General features: G+C 64.4%; 14 protein-coding genes. 3 read left to right on the top strand and 11 right to left on the bottom strand.

Features of this window, described 5'->3' with window-relative positions; translation table 11 throughout:
- Nucleotides 1-3 precede the first annotated feature (3 nt).
- Nucleotides 4-507 (top strand): single-stranded DNA-binding protein, encoded by a 504-nt coding sequence (locus tag MVC20_RS00355; protein ID WP_297537351.1) that lies wholly within the window; start codon nt 4-6, stop codon nt 505-507.
- Nucleotides 508-795: 288 nt separating this feature from the next.
- Nucleotides 796-2,616 carry a translational GTPase TypA gene (gene typA / locus MVC20_RS00350; RefSeq protein WP_297537349.1) on the top strand — a complete coding sequence of 607 codons (1,821 nt, stop codon included), beginning with the start codon at nt 796-798 and terminating at the stop codon, nt 2,614-2,616.
- Between the two features lie 38 nt (nt 2,617-2,654).
- Here the strand turns inward: typA and MVC20_RS00345 are convergent, their stop codons facing one another.
- The 5 genes from MVC20_RS00345 to recA all read right to left on the bottom strand — a co-directional run bounded on the left by MVC20_RS00345 (nt 2,655) and on the right by recA (nt 7,747).
- A complete protein-coding gene (locus MVC20_RS00345; RefSeq protein ID WP_297537347.1) occupies nt 2,655-3,200 on the bottom strand; it encodes a histidine phosphatase family protein in 546 nt (181 codons plus the stop codon).
- Nucleotides 3,201-3,254: 54 nt separating this feature from the next.
- The gene (locus MVC20_RS00340; RefSeq protein WP_297537346.1) at nt 3,255-3,542 is read right to left on the bottom strand and encodes a DUF1330 domain-containing protein; all 288 of its coding nucleotides are present in this window, start codon (nt 3,540-3,542) and stop codon (nt 3,255-3,257) included.
- Between the two features lie 24 nt (nt 3,543-3,566).
- A complete protein-coding gene (locus tag MVC20_RS00335) occupies nt 3,567-3,851 on the bottom strand; it encodes a DUF1330 domain-containing protein (protein ID WP_037271553.1) in 285 nt (94 codons plus the stop codon).
- Nucleotides 3,852-3,860: 9 nt separating this feature from the next.
- The gene (gene alaS / locus MVC20_RS00330; RefSeq protein WP_297537343.1) at nt 3,861-6,536 is read right to left on the bottom strand and encodes an alanine--tRNA ligase; all 2,676 of its coding nucleotides are present in this window, start codon (nt 6,534-6,536) and stop codon (nt 3,861-3,863) included.
- A gap of 137 nt (nt 6,537-6,673) precedes the next feature.
- On the bottom strand, nt 6,674-7,747 hold the full coding sequence (gene recA, locus MVC20_RS00325; protein WP_297537341.1) for a recombinase RecA: 1,074 nt from the start codon (nt 7,745-7,747) through the stop codon (nt 6,674-6,676).
- Nucleotides 7,748-7,938: 191 nt separating this feature from the next.
- On the opposite strand from recA, the gene MVC20_RS00320 reads away from it, so the two are divergent.
- Entirely contained in the window at nt 7,939-8,592 is a 654-nt protein-coding gene (locus MVC20_RS00320) for a gamma-glutamyl kinase (RefSeq protein ID WP_297537339.1), read from the top strand.
- Nucleotides 8,593-8,624: 32 nt separating this feature from the next.
- On the opposite strand, the gene MVC20_RS00315 is transcribed toward MVC20_RS00320, so the two are convergent.
- The 6 genes from MVC20_RS00315 to rpmH all read right to left on the bottom strand — a co-directional run bounded on the left by MVC20_RS00315 (nt 8,625) and on the right by rpmH (nt 14,580).
- Nucleotides 8,625-10,934: an ATP-binding protein gene (locus MVC20_RS00315; RefSeq protein ID WP_297538071.1), complete on the bottom strand. Its 2,310-nt coding sequence runs from the start codon at nt 10,932-10,934 to the stop codon at nt 8,625-8,627.
- Between the two features lie 99 nt (nt 10,935-11,033).
- Nucleotides 11,034-12,185, bottom strand: coding sequence for an RsmB/NOP family class I SAM-dependent RNA methyltransferase (locus MVC20_RS00310; RefSeq protein ID WP_297537338.1), 1,152 nt, complete (start codon nt 12,183-12,185; stop codon nt 11,034-11,036).
- A gap of 39 nt (nt 12,186-12,224) precedes the next feature.
- Entirely contained in the window at nt 12,225-13,673 is a 1,449-nt protein-coding gene (gene guaB, locus MVC20_RS00305; protein WP_297537336.1) for an IMP dehydrogenase, read from the bottom strand.
- 78 nt (nt 13,674-13,751) lie between these two features.
- Complete coding sequence (gene yidD, locus MVC20_RS00300; RefSeq protein ID WP_297537334.1) at nt 13,752-14,000, bottom strand: membrane protein insertion efficiency factor YidD; 249 nt, start codon at nt 13,998-14,000, stop codon at nt 13,752-13,754.
- Nucleotides 13,997-14,422: a ribonuclease P protein component gene (rnpA, locus tag MVC20_RS00295; protein ID WP_297537332.1), complete on the bottom strand. Its 426-nt coding sequence runs from the start codon at nt 14,420-14,422 to the stop codon at nt 13,997-13,999. The genes yidD and rnpA overlap by 4 nt, the downstream gene beginning before the upstream one ends.
- A gap of 23 nt (nt 14,423-14,445) precedes the next feature.
- Nucleotides 14,446-14,580, bottom strand: coding sequence for a 50S ribosomal protein L34 (gene rpmH / locus MVC20_RS00290; RefSeq protein ID WP_008281032.1), 135 nt, complete (start codon nt 14,578-14,580; stop codon nt 14,446-14,448).
- Nucleotides 14,581-14,869: the final 289 nt, after the last annotated feature.

Below are 14,869 nucleotides of genomic sequence, written 5' to 3'. Positions count from 1 at the left end.
GCGATGTCCGGCTCTGTCAACAAGGTAATTCTCATCGGCAATCTGGGCCGCGACCCCGAGGTCCGGACATTCCAGAACGGTGGCAAGGTCTGCAACCTGCGCATCGCCACCTCTGAAACATGGAAAGACCGCAACACCGGCGAACGCCGCGAGCGCACCGAATGGCACACCGTCGCCATCTTCTCCGAAGGGCTGGTGCGCGTGGCCGAACAGTATCTGCGCAAAGGTTCCAAGGTCTATCTCGAGGGCAAGCTGCAAACCCGCAAATGGCAGGATCAATCCGGTCAGGATAAATACAGCACCGAAATCGTGCTTCAGGGCTTTGATTCAACCCTCGTCATGCTCGATGGCCGCGGCGAAGGCGGGTCCACCGGCGGTGGCGGCGGCAGCTACGGCAGCGGTCAGGGTCAGGGCTATGGCAACGACTATGGCAATGATTACGGCGGGGCCCCCGCGTCAGGGGGCGGTCGCCCCTCGCGCGACATGGATGACGAAATTCCGTTCTGAAGCCCCGGCTTTTACGCGTCCTCAAAGGTCCATGCGCCCTGATTGCGCGCATGGACCTGTATCTCGCCGATCCCACGCACACCCCGGGCCTTGCCCGCTTCTAACTGGGCAGCGGTGCCTTGGCACAACGCCTCGGTCCGAGTATGCTGGCGCTGCCCCGCATCCCCCCCTGTTCCCAAAGCGACACAAACGCGCGGCATGATCCGGCCTTGGGGGCGCTTTGCCTCTGGTCTTTCCGCGTCGCGGCGTATAGGGCGCAGGCGAACAATGTCAGGACAGCTACACCCCATGGATCTGCGCAATATCGCCATCATCGCCCACGTCGACCACGGCAAAACCACGCTCGTCGACCAATTGCTGAAACAATCCGGTGCCTTCCGCGCCAATCAGGCCGTGGACGAACGCGCCATGGACAGCAACGATTTGGAACGCGAGCGCGGCATCACCATCTTCGCCAAACCCACCAGCGTTCTCTATAAAAAGACGCGCATCAACATCGTCGACACCCCCGGCCACGCCGATTTCGGCGGCGAGGTCGAGCGTATCCTGTCCATGGTCGACGGGGTTGTCCTTCTGGTCGACGCCGCCGAAGGGCCGATGCCGCAAACGAAATTCGTGACCTCCAAGGCGCTGCGCCTCGGGCTGCGCCCCATCGTCGTGCTCAACAAGGTCGACAAACCCGATGCCGAACCCGATCGCGCGCTGAACGAATGCTTCGATCTCTTCGCCTCGCTCGACGCCAATGACGATCAGCTCGACTTTCCGCATATGTATGCCTCTGGCCGCGCCGGTTGGGCCGACCACGAGCTTGACGGCCCGCGCAAGGATCTCTCGGCGCTCTTCGAACTGATCGTCAACCATGTGCCCGCGCCCAAGCAGCTCGCCCATCTCGACGACGATTTCCGCATGCTGGCCACCACGCTCGGGGCTGATCCCTTTGTCGGCCGCCTGCTCACAGGGCGCGTCGAATCGGGCCGCCTCAAGGTGGGCCAGACCGTGCAGGCGCTCAGCCGCATTGGCCAGAAAATCGAACAATTCCGCGTAACCCGGATCCAGGCCTTCCGCGGTCTCTCCAGCCAGGACATCGAAGAGGCCACCGCCGGTGACATCGTCAGCCTTGCAGGCATGTCCAAGGCGACCGTCGCCGACACGATCTGCGCCCTCGCCGTCGAGGACCCGATCGCGGCACAGCCGATTGATCCGCCCACCATCACCGTCACTTTCGGCATCAACGACAGCCCCTTGGCCGGCCGCGAAGGCAAGAAGGTCCAGAGCCGCGTGATCCGCGAACGCCTGATGAAAGAGGCCGAGTCGAACGTCGCCATCAAAGTGACCGACACCCCCGGCGGCGACGCCTTCGAGGTGGCCGGTCGCGGCGAATTGCAGATGGGCGTTCTGATCGAGAACATGCGCCGCGAAGGGTTCGAGCTCAGCATCTCCCGCCCGCAGGTGCTCATGCGCGATGGCGAGAATGGCGAACGTCTCGAACCGATCGAAGAAGTCACCATCGACGTCGACGACGAATTCACCGGCGCCGTGATCGAAAAGATCACTGGCCCGCGCAAGGGCGATCTGGTCGAGATGAAACCCTCGGGCGCAGGCAAGACGCGTATCATCGCGCATGTGCCGTCGCGCGGCCTGATCGGCTATCATGGCGAATTCCTCACCGACACGCGGGGCACTGGCGTGCTCAACCGGGTGTTCCATTCCTGGGCCCCGCATCGCGGCCCCATTCCCGGTCGGCGTGCGGGCGTCCTCATCTCGATGGAAAACGGCGAGGCGGTAGCCTATGCGCTCTGGAACCTCGAAGAGCGCGGCCGCATGTTCCTTGGCGCGCAGGCCAAGGTCTATACCGGCATGATCATTGGCGAGCACAGCCGCGACAACGACCTCGAAGTGAACCCGCTCAAGGGCAAGAAGCTGACCAACGTCCGCGCCTCGGGCACCGACGAGGCCGTGCGCCTGACCACGCCCATCACGATGACGCTGGAAGAGGCCATCGCCTATATCGACGATGATGAACTGGTCGAGGTGACACCGCAGTCGATCCGCCTGCGCAAACGCTATCTCGACCCGCATGAGCGCAAGCGCATGTCGAAGAAAGACTGACACCAATCGCCCCGGCCCTCGCGCCGGGGCTTTTGCTTTCAGGGGGCAATCACATAGCGTCCCACGGGGATCAGCCCCTCCGGACCCCGCCGCGTCACGATGATCTCGCCCGATCCGACACCAAGGCCGGTCAATGCCGTGATATTGACCTGATGCGTCACGATCAGCACCCGCGCGGTCTCTGGCAGCGCGTCGATCATCCGCAATGTCGCCTCGGTTTGACCTTCGGGATCACCCTGACCAGCGTAAAAGGAATCAAGCGGCGGCTTTTCCACCACCTCTCCCATATCCATCAACCGCGCCGTGTCACGCGCCCGGCACCAGCGGCTTGACCAGACCTGATCAAACGTGATCCCCGCCGCCCGCAAGGCCGCGCCGGTCTCTTGCGCCTGCGCCCGCCCCCGCGCATCCAGATTGCGCTGCGTCGCACAGTCGCCCAGCCGAAACGCCGCAGGATCACCCGTCCCCGGCGCCAGGGCATGCCGCATCAAGGCGACGACACCCGGCGCCTTGAGCGCGGATAGCTCCGCGGCAAGGGCCAGGTTGACCGCCATCAACAGCCAGATTGTCAGTAAAATCCGCATCGCCCACTCCTGCTTCTCATGCAGGACCTAGGGCCAAGCGTCTGCCGGTCCAGACTATTCGGTGATCTCGACGATCACCAATTCCCGCTCGGATGCGCCCCGCGCATGATCGAGCGCGGCCTGATACTCGGGGCTGTGGTAACAGGCCTCCGCATCCTCGACACTGGGAAAGCGCGCCACCACATTGCGCGGGCGCTCCTTGCCCTCCAACTGCACGAACCGGCCCCCGCGCGCGACAAAGACGCCGCCATGCTTGGCAATCGCAGGCCCGGCCAGAGCGGCATAGCGCCCATAGGCCTCGCTATCGGTCACGGTCACATGGGCAATCCAGAGGGCAGGCATCGCAGAATTCTCCTGTTTTTTCAGTTAAATACCGTCCACAAGGACGATATCACGCTCGCTGCTGTTCAGCGCCAGCGGCAAGATGCGCCGATAGGCGTCAGAGCCATACCACGCCAGCGCCGTCGCCCGGTCGGGGAATTCGATGATGACATGCCGGTCGGGGCAATTGCCCTCCAGCACCTCTTGCGCGCCCCCCTTGACCAGAAACCGTCCGCCGAATTTCTCGGCCGTGGCGACGGTCTGACTGGCATAGGATTGATAATCCTGCGGATTTGTCACGGTAATCCGGGCAATGATATAGGCGCTCATCCATCCTCCCTAGGAGGTCATGACCCCCTCGATAACCCCGGTCGCCGCCGCGATCGCCGCCTCGGCCCCGTCCATGCTCGTGCCGCCACCCTGTGCCAGGTCCGGACGGCCACCGCCGCCCTTGCCGCCCAGTTCGGCCACCGCCGCGCGCACCATCTCCACCGCCGAAATCCGGTCGGTCAAATCCTCGGTCACGCCCGCTGCCACAGCCACCTTGCCGCCGGTATCGGCAATAAGCAAGACCGCACCAGAGCCAAGCCGCGCCTTAACCTCGTCAATCAGCGGCGGCAGATCCTTGCCCTGGACGCCCGAGAGCACCTGCGCGATGAGCTTGACACCGCCTACCTCACGCGGCGCGGCACCGCCGCCCTGCCCGGCCCCGCCCGCCATCGCCAGTTCGCGGCGCAGTTGCGCCACCTCATTGGCCAGGGCCCGCCGCTCGTCCATCAGCGCCTTCACGCGCTCTGCCACATCCTCGGGCCGCGCCTTCAACTCCGAGGCCACCTGCCCCAGACGCGCCGCCTGTCCGCTCAGATAGTCGAACGCCGCAGCCCCGGTCAGCGCCTCGATCCGCCGCACACCGGCACTGGACGCAGAATCGCCAAGCGCCACGAATACACCGATATCGCCCGTGCGCCGCACATGCGTGCCGCCACACAGCTCGATCGAATAGGTCCGCCCATCGGCCCCCTTGCCCGATCCCTCGGCCTGCCCCATCGACACGACCCGCACCTCGTCGCCGTATTTCTCACCAAAGAGCGCCTGCGCCCCAAGCGCCCGCGCGTCATCGGGGGTCATGATCCGCGTCTCGACCGCCGCATTCTGACGGATATAGTCGTTGACCTCGCGCTCGACCTGCTCCAGCTCCTCGGCACTCAGCGCCTTGGTGTGGCTGAAATCGAACCGCAACCGATCTTCGGCATTGAGCGATCCACGCTGCGCCACGTGCTCGCCAAGCGCACCGCGCAACGCCTCATGCAAGAGATGCGTCGCCGAGTGATTGGCCCGGATGGCGCCGCGGCGGGTGTGATCCACCTCCAACTGCGCGGCCTGCCCTGCCTTGACCTCGCCCGTTTCCACCACGGCGACATGCACGAAAACGCCCGCCACCTTCTTGGTGTCGGTCACACGCACCTGGCCACTTTCGGTCCTGAGCAGACCGCTATCGCCAACCTGCCCGCCGGATTCCGCGTAAAACGGCGTCTGGTTCAACACGATCTGCACGCTTTCGCCCGCGGCTGCTGCGGTCACACGCGCCCCGTCGCGCACCAAGGCCACGATCTGCCCCTCGGCCCGCTCCGTGTCATAGCCGAGGAAATCCGTTCCGCCTTTTTCCTCTGCAATATCGAACCACACCGCCTGATCCGCCGCCTCGCCGGTGCCGGCCCAGGCCGCCCGCGCCTTGGCCTTCTGCTCGGCCATCGCGGCGTCAAAACCGTCGGTATCCACCTCGCGCCCCTTCTCGCGCAGCGCATCCTGCGTGAGGTCGAGGGGAAAACCATAGGTGTCATAGAGCTTGAATGCCGTTGCCCCCGGCAGCGCCGCCCCCTCTTCCAGCCCTGTCACCTCCTCATCGAGCAGGCGCAAACCGCGCTCCAGCGTCTGCTTGAAGCGCGTTTCTTCCAGCTTCAATGTCTCTTCGATCATCGCCTGCGCCCGACCCAGTTCGGGGAATGCCTGCCCCATCTGCGCCACCAGCGCCGGCACCAGCCGATGCATCACAGGATCCTTCGCGCCCAGCATATGCGCATGCCGCATCGCCCGCCGCATGATCCGCCGCAGCACATATCCGCGCCCCTCGTTCGAAGGCATCACCCCATCCGCCATCAGGAACGAGGTCGAGCGCAGGTGATCCGCGATCACCCGGTGATGCACCCGGCCCGGCCCGTCCGGGTCCTGGCTCGTCACATGCGCGCTCGCCTCGATCAGGCTGCGCATCAAATCGGTGTCGTAATTGTCGTGCTTGCCCTGCAACAGCGCCCCGATCCGCTCAAGCCCCATGCCCGTGTCGATCGACTGCATGTCAAGCGCCCGCATCGAGCCATCCTCGAACCGCTCGTTCTGCATGAAGACGAGGTTCCAGATTTCGATGAACCGATCACCATCTTCCTCGGCGCTGCCCGGAGGGCCGCCCCAGATGCTGTCCCCATGATCATAGAAAATCTCGGTGCAGGGGCCACAGGGGCCGGTCGGGCCCATCGACCAGAAATTGTCATCCGTCTTGATCCGGATGATCCGGTCATCGCTGAGGCCCGCGTATTTCTTCCAGATGCCCGCCGCTTCGTCATCGGTATGGTAAACCGTGACCAAGAGCTTGGATTTGTCGATCCCGAAATCCTTGGTCAGAAGGTCCCACGCATAGGGGATCGCCTGTTCCTTGAAATAATCACCAAAGCTGAAATTGCCCAGCATCTCGAAAAACGTGTGATGCCGCGCGGTATAGCCCACATTGTCCAGATCGTTATGCTTGCCACCCGCGCGCACACATTTCTGGCTGGTGGTGGCGCGGACATAATCGCGATGCTCCACCCCGGTAAAACAGTTCTTGAACTGCACCATGCCGGAATTGGTGAACATCAACGTCGGATCGTTGCGCGGCACAAGCGGCGAACTGTCGACGACGCGGTGATCGTTGCGCTCGAAGAAGCTCAGAAAGGTGGAACGGATTTCATTCAGCGTGGGCATGGGCATCTCTTTCCGGGGCGTGTGTGGGCCTGCGTTCTGCTGATTTAACGGGGCCGTCCGGGCATGTCCACCGCAAGAAAAAGGCCCGGGCATCGCCCGAGCCTTTTGCGTCCCGTCAGGGTCCGCCCAGGCGGCCCTCAGGCCTCCATGACATCGCTGTCGTCAGAGCTGTCGCTCATGTGGAAATCGAGCCCATGCGAGGCGCGGATCTTGTCCTCGATCTCGATCGCGACGGCGGGATTGTCACGCAGGAAGGTCTTGGTATTCTCGCGTCCCTGCCCGATCCGTTGGTCGCCATAGCTGTACCAGCTGCCGGATTTTTCCACCACGCCGGCCTTGACCCCGAGATCAATCAATTCTCCCGTCTTGCTGATCCCCTCGCCGAACATGATGTCGAACTCAACCTGCTTGAAGGGCGGGGCCACCTTGTTCTTGACCACCTTGACGCGGGTTGAATTGCCCACCACCTCGTCGCGATCCTTGATCGAGCCGATGCGCCGGATATCCAGACGAACGGAGCTGTAGAATTTCAGCGCATTGCCCCCGGTGGTGGTTTCGGGGCTGCCGAACATCACGCCGATCTTCATCCGGATCTGGTTGATGAAAATGACGGTGCAATTGGTGCGGCTGATCGACCCCGTGAGCTTGCGCATCGCCTGGCTCATCAGCCGGGCATGAACGCCGACGCTGCTGTCGCCCATATCCCCCTCAAGCTCCGATTTGGGCGTCAAGGCGGCCACGGAATCGACCACGATCATGCTCACCGCGCCCGAGCGCACCAATGTGTCGACAATCTCGAGCGCCTGTTCGCCCGTGTCCGGTTGCGAGATCAGCAACTCGTCGAGATCGACCCCAAGCTTGCGGGCATAGACCGGATCAAGCGCATGTTCGGCATCGACAAAGGCGCAGACCCCGCCCTTTTTCTGCTCTTCCGCCACGCAATGCAGCGTGAGCGTGGTCTTGCCAGAGCTTTCGGGGCCATAAATCTCGATGATCCGGCCTTTGGGAATCCCGCCGATGCCAAGGGCAATATCAAGACCCAGAGAACCGGTCGAGGTGGCCTCGATGTCCTTGACGACATTGTCGCCCCCCAGCTTCATGATCGAGCCTTTACCGAACTGCCGTTCGATCTGCGCCAGCGCGCTGTCGAGCGCCTTTTGCTTGTCCGCGTTCCGCTTGTTGTCCATCGAGAGAAGATCTGCCGTTGCCATTTGTTCAGCCCCTTATTCCACACCCTGTCACGGGCGGCAATCATTGCCTGCGTTCACCTCTTGTTCTCACCTCTATGCGGACAAAATGCGAACATTTCAAGAAAATTCTGGTAGCCCCACTTTCCGCTTGCAAGATTAACAAGTAGTTTACGCGCAACGACACCTGTGAAAATTGACGGCGAGAGGCGTAAATGTTGGTCTTTTCCACGGCGCGGTTGGTGCTCCTCTCGGTTCCCAAGACCGGCAGCACCGCCTATGAGACCGCCCTCGCGCCTCATGCCGCCATGGTCGTGTCGGCCCCGCCCGAGCTCAAACATGCGCCGGTGTTTCGCTACAACCGATTCTTCCGCCCGATGATCGAGCGGTTTTTCGACGGGCCCTTTGACATCGTGGCCGTGATGCGCGAGCCGCGCGACTGGCTCGGGAGTTGGTATCGCTACCGTCAGCGCCCGGAGCTTGCCGGTCACGTCAACAGCACCGAGGGGCTCAGCTTCGATGACTTCGTAAGCGCCTATTGCACCGGCGAGCCGCCGCCCTGCGCGCGGGTCGGCAGTCAGGCAAAGTTCCTGGAACCCCAACGCAGCGGGGCCCATGTCACCCATCTTTTCCGCTACGAAGATCAGCCGGGGCTGCGCGGCTTTCTCGCGGCCCGGCTCGGCGTGGCGGTCGAACCTGCGCCGCTCAACCGCTCACCCGCCCTGCCACTCACCCTCTCGCCCCGGATCGAGGCGCGGTTGCAGCGCAAATATGCCGCGGATTTCACGCTCTGGTCCGGAATCGGCGCAGGTGGCAGCTACACGCCCTTGCCCCCCCGCGCAAAGCCGGAACCAGACGCGCGGCCCTGAGCAGGGCGCCTCTCCGGCCCGGGCCGCCACCGTCACCGCAACTGGCGCTGCACCGTCTCTGTCAATTCATTGAGAGAAAAAGGTTTGGGCAGGAAAACCGACTGCGGAATGCACGCCTGCCGGTCGCCGAAGGTTTCTTCGGCATAGCCCGACATGAACACCACCCGCGCCGCGGGCCGGCGCGTCAGCGCCTGCCGCACCCAGCCGGGCCCGTCGATGCCGGGCATCACCACATCGGTGACGAACACATCCACATGCAGATCCGCATCGTCGAGAATCTCCAGCGCATCTTCGGCCGATTCCGCCTCGAGCACGGTAAAGCCACGCAGTTGCAGCGCCCGGCTGGCAAATGCCCGCACCGGGGCCTCATCCTCCACCAGCAGCACCACGCCACTGCCACGCGCCTCAGAGGGCATCAGACCCGGCCGCTCACGTGGGCCGGGCTCTTCGCCCAGGTAGGCCGGAAACAGCAACTGGAAACAGGTGCCCTCGCCCGGCGTGCTATCGACAAAGATGAACCCGCCGGTCTGCTTGACAATGCCATAGGCGGTAGAAAGGCCAAGCCCGGTGCCCTCGCCGATGCGCTTGGTGGTAAAAAACGGCTCGAACACCTTTTGCAGCTTGTCCGGCGCGATCCCCGCGCCTTCGTCGATCACCTGCACCGAGACATAGCGCCCCGGCTGCACCACCGCCCGGTCCCGGCGCAGCGGCTCGGTCAAGGTCACATTCTGGGTGACGATCCGAATATCGCCCCCCTTCGGCATGGCATCGCGGGAATTCACCACGAGGTTCATCAGCACCTGCTCCAACTGCCGCTTGTCGGCGCGAATGGCCGCCAGCGTTGGATCGTGGCTGAGCGAGAGCGCGATCTTCTCTCCCACCAGCCGGTTGAGCAGATGCGTGAGGTCCGCCAAGGTATCGCGCAGGTCGATCACCTCCGGGCGCAGCGTCTGCTTGCGCGAATAGGCCAGCAATTGACTGACCAGGGCGGCTGCACGGTTGGCATTCTGATTGATCTGGATGAGATCGCCGAAATCGGGATCGCCCTGATCGTGCCGCAAGAGCAAGAGGTCGCAATGCCCTGAAATCGCGGTCAGGAGATTGTTGAAATCATGGGCAACCCCCCCGGCGAGCTGGCCGATGGCCTGCATCTTCTGACTCTGGACAAATTGCGCCTCCAGCGTCTTGAGCTCGGTCGCATCGCTCAGCACTGCGATCAGGATCGGCTCGTCCGCTTCCATCGTGCGGTTCAGCGTCACCTGTACGAAGACCTCGCGATCCTCTCGCCGCACGCGCAGAAATTCGGCATGTACCGTGCCGCGCCCCGCCGCCGCATCCCCCAACCAGTCGGTGATCGACCGCCCCAACCCCTCGAGCGTATCACCGAGGCTCAGACCCGCCACGCTCTCAACCCCCAGCACCTCGCGCGCGGGCCGGTTCGAGAGCTGGATCAGCCCCTGCGCCGAGAGCTTCAAGAGAGGGACCGGCAAGGCATCGAAGAATGTCCAACCGTCCGGCGCACGCGCGCCCGCCTCGACCCCGGGCAAGAGGAATATCTCGCGCCGCCCCGCCATGCCCTCGCGCGCCACCACGAGGCAGGGCGAAGGGCCGTCAGGCGTGGCGATGTCATTGACCTCACCGGGGCGCAGCGGCGGCGTGACACATAGCCGGTCCAGCGTCCGCACCCGTTCCCCCACCAGATCGCGCGCCGCGGCATTCATGAACAATACAGCATCGCGACGGCCCAGGGTCAGCATCGGCAGGGCCTGCGCCTCGGCATCGCGCGGGGCATGTTCGGTGGAGGTCTCGATCCGCCATAGAAAGTGATCGGCCCCGGAGCGATGCACGCTGATCCGCATATGTCCGCCCCGCGTCACCAGATCCTCCACCGAGGCCCCCTTGGCCAGGGCACGCGTTTCCATGCGAAAGAGAATGGGGCCGGGATTGGCCAGAACCTCGCGCAGCGCCCCCGCGAGCGTGGTGGCCCGGTCCGCCCCCAGCACCCGCCGTGCCGCGGCGTTGGCAAGCACGATATGCCCTTCGACCTCGGCCAGAACAAGCGGCACCGGGTCCGCCTCGAGCATCTCTTGCGCCAGTCGCGCCACGGCTTGCCGCTGCCCCGTGACACGCCGCTTGAGGCGCGCATTGAACAGCACGACCCATACCGCGGCAAACCCGAGCGTGGCCCCGACCAGCCAGAGCAGGCGCTGACCCTGCCCGGACGGCAGCAGCACCGCCGTACCCGCGAAGAGCACCGCCGCCAGGCCCAGCGTGCCCGCACGCGGGCCAAGCCGCAGCGCCGCTTGCTGAAACTGCCCCCCTGACTGCGGGAAAAACGCCACGCCGTACCCTCGCTTCACGATTCCTGCACCCTGAATAAGGGCGAAGAGTTAAACGAGACTTAACGACCGCGAGAATCACACGTCAAGATTGCCGGATTCTCAGGAAACCCTCCTGAGTTGCGCGAGATAGAAACCATCTCCCGCTTCAGAAATCGGCCAGCGCTGGGCCCCCTGCAGCGCCCATTCGGGATGATCACGTGAGAAGCGACTGATAACTTCTTGATTTTCCGCATCAAGAACAGAACACGTCGCATAGGCCAATAGCCCGCCCGGTGCGACCAGAGAGGCCGCCTTTGACAGAATCTGCCGCTGGATTTCGGTCAATTCCGTCAACCGCGTCGGCGTCAGAGCCCATTTCGCTTCGGGGCTGCGCCGCCAGGTGCCGCTGCCCGAGCAAGGCGCATCGCACAAGACCACGTCAAAAGACCCCTCCGGCTGCGTGACAAGACGCACCTCGGCCCCCGCGCGCGCCGCCCGCACGGGCAGGTCGCGCATCCGCTGCGGGGCCGCGTCATGGGCAAAGAATGCGCCGTCCACGCGCGCCGCGAGGGCCAGCGCTTTACCACCGCCCCCCGCGCAATAATCCAGCACCCGCGCGCCTTCCGGCACGTCAAGCACCTCCATCGCCGCCTGGCTGCTGCCATCCTGAAGCTCGATCCAACCATCGGCATAGCACTGCGAGGTTGTGATTTTTCGCTCCCCTTCAAGAACTTGCAGCGCGGTCTTGGCAATATCCACCGGCTGCGCAACGACGCCCTCAGCCGCCAACCGCGCCAGCGCCGCTTCGCGCGTCGCGCGCCGCGCATTCACCCGGAGCATGATCGGCGCCCGCAGGCGCAATGCGGCGGCCGCCGCCTCCGCCGTGGGGCCCAAAGACGCCTCGAACTGCGGCCAGAGCCAATCCGGCAGATCGCGCGCGGCAGCCTTATCCGGCACACCCGCCACGCGCTCTGTCTCCGTCAGACGTGCGGGCGCATGACCCTCACCTGTGAAAATCTCATCTGGATCAATCCCTTGCCCGCGCAAACTGCCCAGCATGAGCGCGCGACCATCCGCGCCGCCACCGCGCGCTGCACAGGACCGCCAACAGCGCAACACCGAGAACACATGATCGCGCAGCGCAGCGCGATCCTTGGACCCGGCATAGCGCGCGCCCCGCGCCCAATTGGTCAGGGCCTTTTCCGCAGGCTCACCCGCGCGGATCCGGTCCAACACCTCGATCGCGGCCGAAACCCGCGCGCCGGGGGTCATCGCACCACCTCAGGAATGCCGCGCAACAGCCTGAAACCCTTAGCCAATCCGATAATTCGGGCTCTCGCGGGTGATCTGCACATCATGCACATGGCTTTCCTTGAGGCCCGCGCCGGTAATCCGCACGAATTGGCAATTGTGGCGCATTTCCTCGACTGTGGCACAGCCGGTATAGCCCATCGCGGCCCGCAACCCGCCCACAAGCTGATGGATCACGCTGCCCGCAGCGCCCTTGTAGGGCACCTGCCCCTCGACGCCTTCGGGCACCAGCTTGTCGCTGGCGGCATCTTTCTGGAAATACCGATCCGCCGAACCGCGCGCCATGGCACCCAGACTGCCCATGCCGCGATAGGCCTTGAACGACCGCCCCTGATAGAGAATGACCTCGCCGGGGCTCTCATCCGTGCCCGCCAGCATGCTGCCCACCATGGCGCAGGAGGCGCCCGCCGCGATCGCCTTGGCAAAATCGCCCGAGAACTTGATCCCGCCATCGGCGATCACCGGCACGTCTCCGGCGGCGCGCGCGCTGTCCATCACGGCGGTCAATTGCGGCACGCCCACACCCGCGACCATCCGCGTGGTGCAGATGCTGCCCGGCCCAATACCCACCTTGACGGCATCGGCCCCGGCGCCGATCAGGGCGCGCGTAGCCTCGGCGGTGGCGACATTGCCCGCAACAACCTGCACGGCATTGGACAGCGCCTTGATCCGCTCGACCGCGCGCGCCACACCCTCGGAATGGCCATGCGCCGTGTCGATCACCACCATATCGACGCCCGCGTCAATCAGCGCCTGCGACCGTTCGAACCCGGCATCGCCCACGGTCGAGGCCGCCGCCACCCGCAACCGCCCCAGATCGTCCTTGCAGGCCGTCGGATTAAGCACCGCCTGCTCGGTGTCGCGCAGCGTCAAGAGGCCGGTCAGCTTGCCAGACTTATCCGTTACCAGCAGCTTCTCGATCCGCCGCGCCTTCATCAGGCTCTTGGCCTCGTCACGATCGGCGGGCTCCTGCAGGATCGCCAGATCGTTGCTTGTCATCATCACCCGCACCGGGGTGCGGTCATCCTCGGCAAAGCGCATGTCGCGATTGGTCACGATCCCGACCACGCGCCCTGTCTCATCCACCACCGGAAAGCCGGTGACGTTGTAACGGTCCTGCAGCGCCTTGGCATCGGCCAGCGTCTGATCGGGCGTGAGCGTGATCGGGTTATAGACGATCCCGCTCTCGAACCGTTTGACGCGGCGCACCTCGCGGGCCTGCTCCTCGATGGTCAGGTTGCGGTGAATCACCCCCATGCCGCCCGATTGCGCCATCGAAATCGCCATGCGCGCCTCGGTCACGGTATCCATGGCCGAACTCAGGAGCGGAATGTTGAGCGTGATGGATTGCGTCACGCGCGTCCGTGTGTCCGCCGTATTGGGCAGAACAGTCGATGCCGCCGGCACCAGCAGAACATCATCAAAGGTGAGGGCCTCGCGAATCTCCATCGCATATCTCCATGGACAGCTCGTTTGGCGCTTCCCTATTGCATGGATAGGCTTGGGGTAAAAGGGCGATTCGACCTTTTATTCTGCGCGGTGCCGCCTCTGCCGCGGCTCCGGCACCGGGTCATGCCCACACTGCCCCCAGGGATTGCAGCGCAGGATGCGCCAGCCCGCCAACAGCCCCCCGCGCAGCGCGCCGTGCTTCTCCAACGCCTCCAGCGCATAATGGCTGCATGTCGGATGATAGCGGCAGTGCCAGCCCACCCAGGGGCTCAGGATCAAACGATAGGCCCGAACAGGCAGCGCCAGCACATGCGCGAGCGGGCTCATGAACCGCCCGCCAGCTTGCGCAACGCGTAGGACAGGTCACGTCTGAGCGCGTCATAAGGGCGCGCGCCGGTCTCTTCCGCCTTGCCGATCAGCACATAATCCCAGCCCGGAATGCCCTGAACCGGCAAGAGCTCGCGCGCGAGCGCCCGCAACCGCCGCTTGGCGCGATTGCGCGCCACGGCATTGCCGACCTTCTTGGAACAGGTAAACCCGACCCGGATCGCCGGATCACCATCCCGCCGGTCACGCCCCTGAACCAGCATTGTGCCCGTGCCCTGCCGCCGTGCCCGCGCGGCCGCCAGAAAATCGGCGCGCTTGCGCAGCACCGTCCATTCCCGCGGCTCGTTCGGCTGCGGCGCACATGACGAAACCGCCGGGGGCATCGTCCCTGCATCGCTGCGAGGGGCCTCCGGCGGTGTCACTGTCGTCTCGTTGTCGCGTGCGCTTATGCGCAGAGCGACTTGCGACCCCGGGCGCGGCGCGCGTTCAGGATCTTGCGGCCGGCTTTGGTGGCCATGCGCGCACGGAACCCGTGGCGATGCTTGCGAACGAGGTTCGAGGGTTGAAAGGTGCGTTTCATCGCTCCGTCTCCGACTTATTGGGCCACGCGTCTGAGGAATCGCGCAACGATCATATCTATCCGAAGCCCGTCCTATAGAGCGCCCCTTTTGCGGTGTCAAACCCCGCTCCGGGTATTTGCAACAAAAACATGCCGCAAACCCGCCCGCGAATGTTACAACACCCCCATAACACAGGGTCAACGCGGCGTCATTCCTTCACCCCCGATCACCCCCGCGTGAGGCCACTGGCGCCGGAGGCTCCCAGCGTGCAACTAGAGGTCACAGGCCCCAGGCAGAGCAACTTGAGAG

This window comes from Roseovarius sp., from assembly GCF_027019125.1.
Taxonomy (GTDB): Bacteria; Pseudomonadota; Alphaproteobacteria; order Rhodobacterales; family Rhodobacteraceae; genus Roseovarius.
Note: the sequence above shows the minus strand (reverse complement) of the source record. Positions and strands in the feature narration are given on the sequence as shown.

Coding starts and splice junctions, on each gene's coding strand:
- MVC20_RS00310 (WP_297537338.1), bottom strand. CDS start 12,185: ATGACCCCCGGCGCGCGGGTTTCGGCCGCGATCGAGGTGTTGGACCGG.
- rpmH (WP_008281032.1), bottom strand. CDS start 14,580: ATGAAACGCACCTTTCAACCCTCGAACCTCGTTCGCAAGCATCGCCAC.
- MVC20_RS00335 (WP_037271553.1), bottom strand. CDS start 3,851: ATGAGCGCCTATATCATTGCCCGGATTACCGTGACAAATCCGCAGGAT.
- recA (WP_297537341.1), bottom strand. CDS start 7,747: ATGGCAACGGCAGATCTTCTCTCGATGGACAACAAGCGGAACGCGGAC.
- typA (WP_297537349.1), top strand. CDS start 796: ATGGATCTGCGCAATATCGCCATCATCGCCCACGTCGACCACGGCAAA.
- MVC20_RS00320 (WP_297537339.1), top strand. CDS start 7,939: ATGTTGGTCTTTTCCACGGCGCGGTTGGTGCTCCTCTCGGTTCCCAAG.
- MVC20_RS00355 (WP_297537351.1), top strand. CDS start 4: ATGTCCGGCTCTGTCAACAAGGTAATTCTCATCGGCAATCTGGGCCGC.
- guaB (WP_297537336.1), bottom strand. CDS start 13,673: ATGGAGATTCGCGAGGCCCTCACCTTTGATGATGTTCTGCTGGTGCCG.
- MVC20_RS00345 (WP_297537347.1), bottom strand. CDS start 3,200: ATGCGGATTTTACTGACAATCTGGCTGTTGATGGCGGTCAACCTGGCC.
- yidD (WP_297537334.1), bottom strand. CDS start 14,000: ATGAGCCCGCTCGCGCATGTGCTGGCGCTGCCTGTTCGGGCCTATCGT.
- alaS (WP_297537343.1), bottom strand. CDS start 6,536: ATGCCCACGCTGAATGAAATCCGTTCCACCTTTCTGAGCTTCTTCGAG.
- MVC20_RS00340 (WP_297537346.1), bottom strand. CDS start 3,542: ATGCCTGCCCTCTGGATTGCCCATGTGACCGTGACCGATAGCGAGGCC.